General features: G+C 63.4%; 13 protein-coding genes. 7 read left to right on the top strand and 6 right to left on the bottom strand.

Features of this window, described 5'->3' with window-relative positions; genetic code table 11:
• The first annotated feature begins 99 nt into the window (after nt 1–99).
• Both tmpA and tmpB read left to right on the top strand, forming a co-directional pair.
• Nucleotides 100–1236 carry a 2-trimethylaminoethylphosphonate dioxygenase gene (gene tmpA / locus AC2FL1_RS02565; protein ID WP_496875885.1) on the top strand — a complete coding sequence of 379 codons (1137 nt, stop codon included), beginning with the start codon at nt 100–102 and terminating at the stop codon, nt 1234–1236.
• Nucleotides 1233–1823 carry a (R)-1-hydroxy-2-trimethylaminoethylphosphonate oxygenase gene (tmpB, locus tag AC2FL1_RS02560; protein ID WP_496875884.1) on the top strand — a complete coding sequence of 197 codons (591 nt, stop codon included), beginning with the start codon at nt 1233–1235 and terminating at the stop codon, nt 1821–1823. Before tmpA ends, tmpB begins: the two co-directional genes overlap by 4 nt.
• A gap of 156 nt (nt 1824–1979) precedes the next feature.
• On the opposite strand, the gene AC2FL1_RS02555 is transcribed toward tmpB, so the two are convergent.
• The gene (locus tag AC2FL1_RS02555) at nt 1980–3419 is read right to left on the bottom strand and encodes an aldehyde dehydrogenase family protein (protein WP_496875883.1); all 1440 of its coding nucleotides are present in this window, start codon (nt 3417–3419) and stop codon (nt 1980–1982) included.
• A 221-nt stretch (nt 3420–3640) separates the two neighbouring features.
• Between AC2FL1_RS02555 and AC2FL1_RS02550 the strand changes: the two genes are divergently transcribed.
• Nucleotides 3641–4294: a peroxiredoxin gene (locus AC2FL1_RS02550; RefSeq protein ID WP_496826568.1), complete on the top strand. Its 654-nt coding sequence runs from the start codon at nt 3641–3643 to the stop codon at nt 4292–4294.
• A gap of 55 nt (nt 4295–4349) precedes the next feature.
• Nucleotides 4350–5006, top strand: a complete 657-nt coding sequence (locus AC2FL1_RS02545) for an FkbM family methyltransferase (protein ID WP_496875882.1) — start codon at nt 4350–4352, stop codon at nt 5004–5006.
• Nucleotides 5007–5013: 7 nt separating this feature from the next.
• Here the strand turns inward: AC2FL1_RS02545 and AC2FL1_RS02540 are convergent, their stop codons facing one another.
• The 3 genes from AC2FL1_RS02540 to AC2FL1_RS02530 form a co-directional block, all read right to left on the bottom strand.
• The gene (locus tag AC2FL1_RS02540) at nt 5014–5724 is read right to left on the bottom strand and encodes a glycosyltransferase family 25 protein (RefSeq protein ID WP_496826572.1); all 711 of its coding nucleotides are present in this window, start codon (nt 5722–5724) and stop codon (nt 5014–5016) included.
• Between the two features lie 97 nt (nt 5725–5821).
• Entirely contained in the window at nt 5822–7966 is a 2145-nt protein-coding gene (pnp, locus tag AC2FL1_RS02535; protein WP_238904620.1) for a polyribonucleotide nucleotidyltransferase, read from the bottom strand.
• A gap of 214 nt (nt 7967–8180) precedes the next feature.
• Nucleotides 8181–8615 carry a glyoxalase superfamily protein gene (locus AC2FL1_RS02530; RefSeq protein ID WP_234169128.1) on the bottom strand — a complete coding sequence of 145 codons (435 nt, stop codon included), beginning with the start codon at nt 8613–8615 and terminating at the stop codon, nt 8181–8183.
• Nucleotides 8616–8872: 257 nt separating this feature from the next.
• Here AC2FL1_RS02530 and AC2FL1_RS02525 point away from each other — a divergent pair, with 257 nt between their 5' ends.
• Nucleotides 8873–9718 (top strand): alpha-1,2-fucosyltransferase, encoded by an 846-nt coding sequence (locus tag AC2FL1_RS02525; RefSeq protein WP_496875881.1) that lies wholly within the window; start codon nt 8873–8875, stop codon nt 9716–9718.
• An 82-nt stretch (nt 9719–9800) separates the two neighbouring features.
• On the opposite strand, the gene AC2FL1_RS02520 is transcribed toward AC2FL1_RS02525, so the two are convergent.
• Entirely contained in the window at nt 9801–10448 is a 648-nt protein-coding gene (locus AC2FL1_RS02520) for an RluA family pseudouridine synthase (protein ID WP_496875880.1), read from the bottom strand.
• 103 nt (nt 10449–10551) lie between these two features.
• On the opposite strand from AC2FL1_RS02520, the gene AC2FL1_RS02515 reads away from it, so the two are divergent.
• Complete coding sequence (locus AC2FL1_RS02515; protein ID WP_496826579.1) at nt 10552–10962, top strand: nuclear transport factor 2 family protein; 411 nt, start codon at nt 10552–10554, stop codon at nt 10960–10962.
• Nucleotides 10963–10994: 32 nt separating this feature from the next.
• Entirely contained in the window at nt 10995–11696 is a 702-nt protein-coding gene (locus AC2FL1_RS02510) for an SGNH/GDSL hydrolase family protein (protein ID WP_496875879.1), read from the top strand.
• Here the strand turns inward: AC2FL1_RS02510 and rarD are convergent.
• Nucleotides 11654–12547 (bottom strand): EamA family transporter RarD, encoded by an 894-nt coding sequence (gene rarD / locus AC2FL1_RS02505; RefSeq protein WP_496875878.1) that lies wholly within the window; start codon nt 12545–12547, stop codon nt 11654–11656. The genes AC2FL1_RS02510 and rarD overlap by 43 nt on opposite strands.
• Nucleotides 12548–12584 lie beyond the last annotated feature (37 nt).

Below are 12584 nucleotides of genomic sequence, written 5' to 3'. Positions count from 1 at the left end.
GATTTTTCTAACCCTAAGCCAAAAGAAGGGATAGCTGTCTTGATGCCATTTGGCACGCTATCTCTCAAGCCAGCAAATACGCGACAAAGGAGAGACCTCATGCTGCGCCAGGTCACCCATTCTGACCAGATCGTCACCCTTGAACTTGCCGATAGCACCATCACCCGGTTTCACGCGATCTGGCTGCGCGACAATGCGCTGGACCCGGAGACCCGCGCGCCCGACAATGGCCAGCGCCTGATCACCATCGGCGACATTCCCGCCAATCTGAGTATCGGCGCGGCCTCGTTGGCTGATGGAGCGCTTTCGGTGACCTTTCAACCTGAGAACAAGACCGTCGTCTATCCCGCCGACTGGCTGGTCGCGCATGCCTATGACCGGAATCAGGTTCATCCGATCGGATGGACCGCCCCCGGCATCACCACATGGCAAGGCGGCATCGCCGCGCCCGGCGCCGACTGGACCGCCGTGCACGCCAATCCGGCGGTCAAGCGCGACTGGCTGGCGGCAGTGGCCGAATTCGGCTTTGCCCGACTGACAGGCGGCCCCGCCGAACCGGGCGCCTTGCTCAAGGTGGCCGACCTTTTCGGCTATGTGCGCGAAACCAATTATGGCCGCTATTTCGAGGTGCGAACCGAGGTGAACCCCACCAACCTTGCCTATACCGGGCTGGGCCTTCAGGCCCATACTGACAACCCCTATCGCGATCCGGTGCCGACGCTGCAAATCCTCTACTGCCTGGAAAACAGCGCCGAGGGCGGCGACAGTATCGTCGTCGACGGCTTTCGCGCAGCAGAGCGGTTGCGGGACGCCAATCCCGAAGGGTTCGCGCTGCTTGCAGGCTATCCAGCGCGCTTCGAATACCGGGGATCTGGCGGCGTCTGCCTGCGCGCGCGGCGTCCGATGATCGAACTGTCACCCGACGGTCAACTGATGGCCATCCGTTTCAACAACCGCTCGTCGGCCCCCTTCGTGGATATCCCCTTTGACAAGATGGAGGCCTATTACGCCGCCTATCGCCAACTGGCCGAGCTCATCGACGACCCGGAGATGGGGGTCACGTTCAAGCTGGAACCGGGCGAGAGCTTCATCGTCGACAACACCCGTGTCCTGCATGCACGCACCGGCTATTCCGGTGCTGGCTCGCGCTGGCTGCAAGGGTGTTACGCCGACAAGGACGGGCTCCTCTCGACCCTAGCCGCAATGGAGGCCGCCGGGCTGGAGGCCGCGGAATGAACCCTGATTTCACGGCTCTAAACCGCGACAACATCGTCGCGTTCCTTGCCGACATCTTCGCCCGACGGGGAGGCGAGGAATATCTGGGAGAGCCGGTGACCATGGCCCAGCACATGCTGCAAGGCGCCACCATTGCCGAGCAAAACGGCCTGCCCGAGGAAATCATCGTCGGTGCTCTCTTGCATGATATCGGGCATTTCACCTCGGAATTCGGCACCTATCACCCCGATGACACCGAAGACCGCCACCACGAGGATGCGGGCGAGGCGGTGCTGGCGCCGTTCTTCCCGCCAGTGATCACCGATTGCGTGAAATATCACGTGGCCGCGAAACGCTATCTCTGTGCCACCAAGCCAGCATATTTCGCGCGCCTGTCACCCGCCTCGGTCCATACGCTGGAGTTGCAGGGTGGCCCGATGAGTACCGAAGAGGTGGCCGAGTTCGAAAGAAACCCGAACATCGAGGCAATCATTCAGGTCCGTTATCTGGACGAGGCCGGCAAGCGAGCCGATATGGAAACCCCAGATTTCGACCATTTCGCGCCGATGGTTCAGCGCATGGTCGACCGGCACTTGCTGGGGTCATAGGATGGAACTGGGGGCCAGCCCCCAGACCCCCGGAGTATTTTCAACCAGAAAGAAGCTATTTCGCTGCTGCTTCTTTCTGGTTTGCAAATACTCCCGCCGGAGGCTCCCGCCCGCACGACAAAGACCCGCGCGGACGAAGGCATGTTCTGCTGCGATCTACTCGGCAGCCCAGCCGCCGACAGCCTTGACCTCAAGGAAGTCTTCCAAGCCCCAGACGCCGCCCTCGCGCCCGTTGCCGGACTGTTTCATGCCGCCAAAGGGCGACCCGGCGGAACGGGATTGGCCGTTCATCTCGACCATGCCAGAGCGCAGCGCGCGCGCCATACGGTTTGCGCGGGCGGCGTCCTGCGTCTGCACATAGTTGGTCAACCCGTAGGGCGTGTCATTTGCGATCTCGATCGCCTCTTCCTCGGTATCGAAGGGGATCATGGTCAGGACCGGGCCAAAGATCTCTTCGCGCGCGATGGTCATCTGGTTGTTGGCATCCGCAAACACGGTGGGGCGCACATAATAGCCCTTGTTCAACCCCTCGGGCCGGCCGGTGCCACCCGCGACCAGGCGGGCGCCTTCGTCGATGCCCTTCTGGATCAGGTCTTGGATCTTGGACCATTGCAGTTCGTTCACCACCGGGCCGATATGGCGGCCTTCGTCCAGTGCGTTGCCCACGGTGACCTTGCTGGCCACTTCGGCGGCGGTTTCGACCGCCTGATCGTAGATCGGACGTTGCACCAGCATACGGCTGGGCGCGTTACAGCTCTGGCCGGTATTGTTCATCATGTGCAGCACGCCGCGCTTGACCGCCTTGTCATCGGCATCGGCAAAGATCACGTTGGCGCCCTTGCCGCCCAGTTCCAGATGCACTTTCTTGAGCGTATCGGCAGCCGCCTTGGAGATCGCGGTGCCCGCTCGGGTCGAGCCGGTGAAGCTGACCATGTCGATATCGGGATGCGATGAAAGCTGCGAACCCACGCCCGCGCCATCGCCATTCACCAGGTTGAACACACCCGGCGGGAAGCCCGCCTCGTCCATCATCTCTGCAAAGATCATCGCGTTTAGCGGGCTTTGCTCGGAGGGTTTCAGGACCATGGTGCAGCCCGCGATGGCGGCGGCGCCGACCTTGAGCGTGATCTGATTCATCGGCCAGTTCCAGGGCGTGATCAGCGCCGCGACGCCCACCGCCTCGTAGATGATGCGGTCATTGGGGGCATGATCGCCCAACGGGCGCTCGAACTGAAACGCCTTGGCAGCGCGGATGAAGTTCTTCAGGTGCCACGTGCCCGCGCCCACCTGTTGGCTGCGCGACATGTCGATGGGCGCGCCCATTTCCAGCGACATCGCCTGTGCCAGATCCTCGCCACGGGTCTGGTAGATCTCGATCAGCTTTTCGACCAGGGCGATGCGCTCGGCGACGGGGGTTGCCATCCATCCCGGCAGTGCTGCCTTGGCGGCGGCGACGGCGGCATTGGTATCTGCCTCGGAGCCGAGGGAGATGACGGCACAGGGTTCTTCGGTCGACGGGTTGATGACTTGGAAATCGTTGCTGACGGCAGGCGCAACCCAGGCGCCGTTGATATAGAAATCACGCTTTTCGATCATGTCTGCCTCTCCTGATCAGACGGTTTTCGACCGGACGGTCGAGAATCGGGGCAACTGTGTCACCCATGACAGCGCGCGGCAAGGGGCGGCCGCAAAATTTGATCAAATTTTGTCGCCGCACAGAATTCTAGTGGCGGCACCTTGTCGCGGGTGATGTAACCGGGTGGACCAGTCGCTAGATTGGACGCGACTGACTCGCACTCACAGCAAAGGAGATCCCCATGGGTTTGCGCATCAACGATATCGTTCCCAATTTCGAGGCCGATACCGACAAGGGGCGTATCGCGTTCCATGACTGGATCGGCGACAGCTGGGCCATCCTCTTCTCGCATCCCAAGGATTTCACCCCGGTGTGCACCACCGAGTTCGGCGCCGTGGCGCAACTGGCCGATGAATGGACCAAACGCAACACCAAGGTGATCGGCGTTTCGGTCGACGGCGTCGAAGATCACAAGAAATGGAAGGGTGACATCGAAAGCTTTGCCGGCGCCACCGCCGGCTTTCCGATCATCGCCGACGAAGGTCTGGCGGTCTCCAAGGCCTTTGACATGCTTCCCGCCGACGCCTATCTGCCCGACGGTCGCACCCCTGCCGACAGCGCCACGGTACGCTCGGTCTTTATCATCAGCCCCGACAAGAAACTGCAACTGTCGATGACCTACCCGATGTCGGTCGGGCGCAACTTTGCAGAGGTGCTGCGCGCACTTGACGGGCTGCAGCGCACCTATCAGCAGCCGCTGGCCACGCCAGCCAACTGGGAAATCGGGCAGGACGTGATTGTCTCGCTAGCGCTGGACAATGCCGCCGCCGAAGAAAAATACGGTGCGCTGGACATCAAACTGCCTTATCTGCGGTTTGCAAAGAACCCGGGCTAAGCCCATCGCGGGCGCGGGGTGACCTGCGCCCGTCAACGATAGAAAGACCTTTGCCATGGCCTCTTTGAAACGCTGGCTCGACCTGCGCCGCAACCCCTGGAAGGCCGAGCATTATGCCGGGCTCAAGGCCTGGCGCACCGACAATGCGCTGAAGACGCGGTTTCATACCTATGACGATCTTGCCCCCGGGGCTGTGGTTCTGGATGTGGGCGGGTTCGAGGGTGGCTGGGCCGATCTGATCCTGTCCGTTCAACCCCAGGCGCGGGTACATGTGTTCGAACCTCACCCCCGATTTGCCAATGCGCTGAGGGCGAAATACGCCGACATGCCGAATGTTTCGGTGCATGATTTCGCCATGGGCGGGGCCGAGGGTACCCTGACGCTCAGCGACGATGGCGATGCCTCCTCGGCCTTTGGCGGTCAGGGCGGCGCGCTCACGGCGCCGGTGCACCCAGTCGGCGCAGTCTTTGCCGAGCTGGGGCTGGACCGGATCGATCTGATGAAGATCAATATCGAAGGCGGCGAATACGATCTGCTGCCTGCCCTGCTGGACAGCGGGCTGATGCCCCGCATCGCGCGGCTGCAAGTCCAGTTTCACCTGTTCGAACCGGCGCTGATCGACACCCGCGCGGCGATCTGCGCGCGGCTGGGGGAAACCCATGACTGCGCCTGGTGTTACCCGTTCATCTGGGAGGAATGGCGCCTGCGCTAAGGCGCCTTCAGCCGCGTGACCGCCGCCGCACCGCCGCACGATAGCGCGCGCGATGCCATTCGCGGGTCAACCGCTCACCCAGGCTCTTTTTCGCACCGATAGTGCTGCCTCCGATGGCTCCGGTGCGGTCTGTGAGGCCCGAAGGGCTGACCACTCCCAGCCGCAGCCCGGTATGCCAGTGCATTTGCAGGAACGTGTCGACCGGCCGGTCAAATGGTTCAGTCAGGGCCAGCAGCCGTTCCGCCGCCCAGCGCGCCACCAGCTGGCCCGAGGTGCGCAGCGGTGTCAATTCGGGCTGCATCAACACGGATTGCCCTTGCTGATCTATCGCGGGCGCGGTCACCGGACGAGTTTGAAACTGGATATAGCCCATCTGCGCCACATGGCGCTGCGCCAGCGCCAGCGCATCGGCAAAGCCCGACTCCAACGCCATGTCATCCTCGATGATCAGCGCGGCCTCCGCTTCGCTCTCAACCAGCCGAGACCAGGCGGCGCGGTGGCTAAGGAAACAACCGATCTCGCCCGGACGCAGGTCAAAGGGATAAGCGGGTTGCAGGATCCCGGGCCGAAAGGCCCGGCCCCGCGCCTCTGGCGCCAGTGCCGCACCATCGACCGCAGGCAGCAGCGAAGCGTAGGGCAGTTGCGCCACCAGCGCCTCGGCCTGCGCGCGCCGGTCCTTGGCGCGTTCCAGATGAATGACGAAACCGATCAGATCCATGCCGGACCTCCCTGTCGCCGCCTGTCCAACGCGCGGCCCGAATGGAAAAGGCCCAGACGGAATGTCCGGGCCTTTCCGTCTGTGCAAGACCAGAGGCTTATTCCGCCTCAGAGGCCTCTTTCTTTTCCGGAACGATCTCTTCGCCGGTTTCCTGATCGACAACCTTCATCGACAGGCGCACCTTGCCGCGATCGTCAAAGCCCAAGAGCTTGACCTTCACTTCCTGACCTTCCTTCAGAACGTCCGAGGGATGGTTCAGGCGGCGGTTTTCGATCTGGGACACGTGCACCAGGCCGTCACGCTTGCCAAAGAAGTTCACGAAGGCGCCAAAATCGACGATCTTCACGACTTTACCGGTATAGATCTGACCCTCTTCGGGCTCGGCCACGATGGACCAGATCATGTCATAGGCCTTCTTGATCGAGTCGCCGTTGGGCGAGGCGATCTTGATGATGCCATCGTCGTTGATATCGACCTTGGCGCCCGACACTTCGACGATCTCGCGGATCACCTTGCCGCCCGAACCGATCACTTCGCGGATCTTGTCGGTGGGGATCTGCATGGTCTCGATGCGCGGTGCATGGACCGAGAAGTCGGCAGCGCCCGACAGCGCCTTGTTCATCTCGCCCAGGATGTGCATCCGCCCATCCTTGGCCTGCGACAGGGCTTTCTCCATGATCTCGGGCGTGATGCCCGCAACCTTGATGTCCATCTGCAGCGAGGTGATGCCGTTTTCGGTACCTGCCACCTTGAAGTCCATGTCGCCCAGGTGGTCCTCGTCACCCAGGATGTCGGTCAGAACCGCATAGGATCCGTCGTCTTCCAGGATCAGGCCCATGGCCACACCGGCAACGGCGGATTTCAGCGGCACGCCCGCATCCATCATCGACAGCGACCCGCCGCAGACCGATGCCATCGAGGACGAACCGTTGGACTCGGTGATCTCGGACACCACGCGGATGGTATAGGGGAAGTCGGTCGGCGCCGGCAGCACCGCCTGAAGCGCACGCCAAGCCAGTTTGCCATGACCGATCTCACGACGGCCGGGCGAACCCACGCGGCCAACCTCGCCCACCGAATAGGGGGGGAAGTTGTAATGCAGCAGGAAGTTCGATTTGAAATTGCCGTGCAGCGCGTCGATGAACTGTTCATCGTCGCCGGTGCCCAGCGTGGTCACGACCAGACCCTGGGTCTCGCCCCGGGTGAACAGGGCAGACCCGTGGGTCCGCGGCAGCAGGCCGGTTTCGGCCACGATCGGGCGCACGGTGGTGGTGTCACGGCCGTCGATCCGCTTGCCACCCTTGACCACGTCGCCGCGCAGGATGCCGGCTTCGAGTTTCTTCAGGGCCGAGCCGAGATTGCCGTCTGCCAGCTGCTCCTCGGTCAGGGCGGCCTTGATGGCCTCGCGCGCGGCGGCAACGGCTGCGGTGCGCTCCTGTTTGTCGGTGATCGCGAATGCAGCGCGCATCTGCTCTTCACCCGCGGCTTTGACCGCGGCGTAGAGGTCGGAATAGTCCGGCGGAGTAAAGTCGAACGGTTCCTTGGCGCACTGTTCTGCAAAGCCGATGATCAGGTCCACGACCGGCTGGATCTGCTCATGCGCAAAGGTCACGGCGCCCAGCATCTCGGCCTCGGTCAGCTCATAGGCCTCGGATTCCACCATCATCACGGCGTCCTTGGTCCCGGCAACAACCAGGTCCAGACGCTGTTCGGGGTTCAGGCGCAGGTCCTGCATGTCGTCGACGGTCGGGTTCAGGACATATTCGCCATCGACATAGCCGACGCGGCAGCCTGCGATCGGGCCCATGAACGGCACGCCCGAGATGGTGAGCGCGGCCGAAGCGGCGATCATCGCAACGATATCGGGATCGTTGACGAGATCGTGGCTCAGCACGGTGCACATCACCAGCACTTCGTTCTTGAAGCCGGGCACGAACAGCGGGCGGATCGGCCGGTCGATCAGGCGCGCGGTCAGCGTTTCCTTTTCGGTCGGGCGCGCCTCGCGCTTGAAGAAACCGCCCGGCACCTTACCCGCGGCGTAGTATTTTTCCTGATAGTGGACCGTCAGGGGAAAGAAGTCCTGGCCCGGTTTTTGCTCACGGGCAAAGGTCACGTTGGCCATCACGCGGGTCTCGCCCAGGGTGGCAACCACCGAACCGTCGGCCTGACGGGCAATCTTGCCCGATTCCAGTGTCAGCGTTTCCTCGCCCCACTGCATCGATTTCGTCGTTACATCAAACATGTGCGTATCCTAGATGGGAGCACTCCCAGGCGTATCCCGGGTCTCCCGTTTCAATGGCGGCCCCATTGCCGCCGACCCCGTTATCATTTCCTTCACGGTGCCGGGGTCGGGGCACCACGTCTCAGATTTTGCGCCCATACAGGAGTTTGGACCGGATTGAAAGAGGAATGGCGCGCGCCACGGGATGCGGCGCGCGCCTTCGGTGTCGTCAAGGTCAGGCCGGGCGCACGATCAGTTGCGGCTGGCCGTCCGAGGTACGCCGGCTGGAGCGGCCATCCCATCCGATCTCGCCACTGACCCGTTGGCGCAGGGCCGAGAAACTGTCGAACCGGACCACATCGACCGGTTGGTCGAAATGCAACGTGATGCGGCGGTGACCACCATCTCCCAGCACGGAAAGGCCCCGGACTTCGGCGGTGAAGGGCTGGCCCAGATACTCGCCGGACACCCGGTCACCGACGCTGAAATGCAGCCGGTTGCCAGCCTCGGCCACCAGCGTGTTCCAGTCGCGGACACCGTGTTGGTGTGCCACGAGTTCAAGCGCGCGCGAATGGCTGATCGGGGTGCCCGCAGCGTGCAGATCGTCGCGCAGGCGACGGGCTTGCGCCTTGTACGCCTCGATGGGCGCGGTGGGAATTCTATGTGTCATCTTTGCCTCGTTTTCCAGAACGGGCGCATCAAAACGGACGGGGCTCGCATTGCCATCCAAGCGCCGGAAAAGGGCAAGGATCGTGATCAAGCGGGTTTCACCAAGGCCAAAAGGCCGCGAGCGGCAGGGAACCCGAACCTGGCGGTTAGATAGGTAAGGGAGCACGAGCTGTCAACAAGCCCCCATTGAACGGCGTTTGATCCTACACAATTCATCACGGTTTCTTTACTAAGTGCCGAAACCAAGAAGTTTGCATCATGATCACCACCCGCCTGCACGGCCGCCTTGGCAACCAGATGTTCCAATATGCCGCCGCGCGCGGCCTGGCCGCCCGATTGGGCACGCAAGTCGCGCTGGACACCCGGCTGGCCGAGGCCCGTAGCGAAGGGGCGTTGACCCGCGTCTTCGAACTCGACCTAGCCCGCCCGGACCGTCTGCCGCCGCTCAAAGGCGACGGCTTCCTTCGTTATAGCGCCTGGCGGCTGCTGGGTCTGGCGCCGCAGTTCCGGCGCGAGCGCGGGTTGGGCTACAACCCTGCGATCGAGGGTTGGGGCGACGGCAGCTATCTGCACGGATATTGGCAGTCGGAACGCTATTTCGCCCATATCGCCGACCGCATCCGCGCCGATTTCACCTTTCCCGCTTTTTCCAACAGTCAAAACGCGGAAATGGCCGCGCGGATCGGCGAATGCCCTGCAATCTCGCTGCATGTGCGGCGGGGGGACTACGTGGCGCTGGCCGCCCATACCCTGTGCGACCAGCGCTACTATGAGGCCGCGCTGGCCCGGGTACTCGAGCGGGTCGCTGGCAATCCGGTTGTCTTTGTCTTTTCGGACGATCCCGGCTGGGCGCAAGACAACTTGCCACTGCCGGTGCAAAAGGTGGTGGTGGATTTCAACGGGCCCGAGACCGATTTCGAGGACATGCGCCTGATGAGTCTGTGCCGCCACAATATCATCGGCAATTCCTCGTTCTCGTGGTGGGCGGCATGGCTGAACGAAAACCCCGACAAGCGGGTAGCCGGCCCCGCCCGCTGGTTCGGCGATGCGAAGTTGCACAATCCCGACCTCTTGCCGCCCGACTGGCTGAAGATCGAGGTCTGAGCGCGCCGCACATTCGCGGCGGGGGGCGCTGCCCCCATGTCCCCCGGAGTATTTGCGGCAAACTGTAGGGGGTAACGGCGCTTCAGAAGGGCGCGGGCGCACGAAAGGTCATCGAACGACCGCTTTCAGGATGTTTGAGGCGCAGTTCCTCGGAATGCAGCATCAGGCGCGGAAAGGCCTTTGCAGCGCCGGTGGCATAGAACGGATCGCCCAGGATAGGGTGACCCAGCGCCTGACAATGCACCCGCAACTGATGCGACCGCCCTGTGCGCGGCAACAGGCGCACGCGGGTGGTATCCCCTTCGTATCGCAGCACCCGCCAATCGGTGACGGCGGGCTTGCCGGTCTCGTGACAGACCATCTGGCGCGGCCGATTGGGCCAGTCGACGATCAGTGGCAGATCGACGGTGCCCGTCTTTGGCTCCAGCCGCCCCCAAAGCCGCGCGACATAGGTCTTGCGGGTCTTGCGCTCCTCGAACTGGCGGCCGAGGTTGCGCTGCGCATGGGGCGTCTGGGCAAAGACCATCACCCCGGATGTGTCCCGGTCCAGCCGATGCACCAGCAGCGCGCCGGGAAAAGCAGCCTGCACCCGTGACAGCAGGCAATCGGCCAGATGCGCGCCGCGCCCCGGCACCGACAACAGGCCGGCGGGCTTGTTCACCACGATCAGTTCGGCATCCTCGTGGAGCACGTCCAGCGGGTCTTGGGGCGGATTGTAATCGTCACTCATGGCCGCATGCCCTAGCGCAGACGACGGGTTCTCGCAACGTCGCGCTTGCGCCGGTGGGCGGGCGGCGCAAGGCTGCGCTCAAACCATCGAGAGGAGAACGCAGATGCACCCCACGATCGCACGGATGCAAGAGGTGGTGGCCAAGGGCGACGAAAGCCTGATCCACGCCCTGCTGGCCGAGGATGTCCGCTTCCTGCCGCCGACCTATTACAAAACCTGGACCGGTCGCGACCCGGTCGCCGCGGTTCTGGGCCATGTCGGACAGGTGTTTTCCGAGTTCCGCTATCGCCGCGTCATGGGCGAGGGCAAGGATTGGGCGCTGGAATTCCAGTGCAAGGTCGGCGATCTGGATGCGGTCGGCGTCGACCTGATCACCCTCAACGAGGACGGGCTGATCCAGGACTTCGAGGTGGTCATGCGCCCCTACAAGACCGTGGGCGCCCTGCGCGACGCAATGAACGCGCGGGTGATGACCGATGCACGTTTCCTCAAGTATCGCGAGGCGCTCAGCTGATCGGGATCGACCAGATTCTGCGCCTGCCCCTGTTGCCGGTTCTGGCCGCACAGGGGCTGGCGGTTCGGCGCAAGGCACAGCTCTTGCCCGAACCCGCAGGTCCGCGCGCCGGCAGGGCGGGCAGCGGCCCGCTACTGAGGTTGCTGATCGCGGGCGACAGCTCGGCCGCCGGGGTCGGCGCCGCGACCCAGGACGAGGCGCTGAGCGGCCGGCTGGTGGCGCGGCTGGCCGAGGAATATACGCTCGACTGGCGGATCGAGGCGACGACCGGCCACACCACCCGCGACACGCTGGACCGGTTGGTCCGTCTAACCGGATCGTTCGACATCGCAGTCACGGCGCTGGGGGTCAACGATACCACGCGCGGCACCAGCGCGCGCGGGTTCGCCCGGCGCCAAGCCGCACTGCTCGATCATCTGACAGGGCCACTTGGTGCGCGGATGGTCATCGTGACGGCGGTGCCCGACATGGCCTTGTTTCCGGCCCTGCCGCAGCCGCTGGCCTGGGTGCTGGGTGCACAGACCCGGCGGCTCGACCGAGCCTTGCAGCAGGTCGTGCAACGCAACCCGTCTGCGCTGCACCACCATCCGATCATCCCACCCGACCCGGCAATGGCAGCCCGTGATGGATATCACCCCAGCCCGCTGGCCTATGACCGCTGGGCCGAGGGGCTGGCTGCGCTGATCCGCGCTCAGGCCGCGCGCCGCATCTGCCGCAGCATCGGCACCGAATAGATCACCAGCGCGGCCCAGATCATCGGAAAGGCGATCATGCGACCCCGGTCGATCTCTTCACCAAACAGCGCTACGGCGCTGATGAAGATCATCGTGGGCGCGATGTATTGCAGGATACCCATGGTCGACAGGCGCACCAGTTTGGCCCCGTTGGCATAGAACAACAGCGGCACCGCCGTCACCACCCCTGCGCCGGCCAACAACAGACTGTCGGCCCCGAAGCCGCCGAAATGCCCCTGCCCCTGCGCCATCAGCCAGAGGACATAGGCCAGCGCAAAGGGCATCAGGATCAGCACTTCGAGCAGGAAACCCTGGTTCGGACCGATGGGCAGAGACCGCTTGAACAGCGCGTAAAACCCCCAGCTGACAGTCAGGCTGAGAGCGGCCCAGGGCAGTTTCCCGGCCTCGAAGACCAGCACGGCCACCCCTGCGGCCGCCAGCATGATCGCAAGAACTTGTATCCGGGTCAGCCTCTCCCCCAAGATAAGGGCTGCGAGGGCGATGCTGAAGAGCGGGTTTATGTAGTAGCCCAACGCTGCATCTAGCGCATGACCGCTAGTGATAGCCCAGACATAGATGGCCCAGTTGACCGAGATCAGCGCCGCCGTGACACAGGCCATGCCCAGCATGCGCGGGTTGCGCAGCGCGGCGCGCAAATCGCGTGTCCGGCCCAGCGCGATCAGCAGGATACCCGCCACGGGCACCGACCAGACGATGCGATGGGCCACCACCTCGACCGGGGGGATGTGAGATAACGCCTTCATATACAAGGGTAAAAATCCCCAGAGGAGATAGGCCGTGATGGCCAGTGCCAAGCCGCGCGGGGTATCCACGTTCTGGGTCTGGGTCATCCGCGATCTCCTTCACTTGTGCAGGTGTATTGCAGGT

The organism is Ruegeria sp. YKSF070 (genome assembly GCF_059612725.1).
This window is presented reverse-complemented; position numbering and strand designations above follow the sequence as displayed.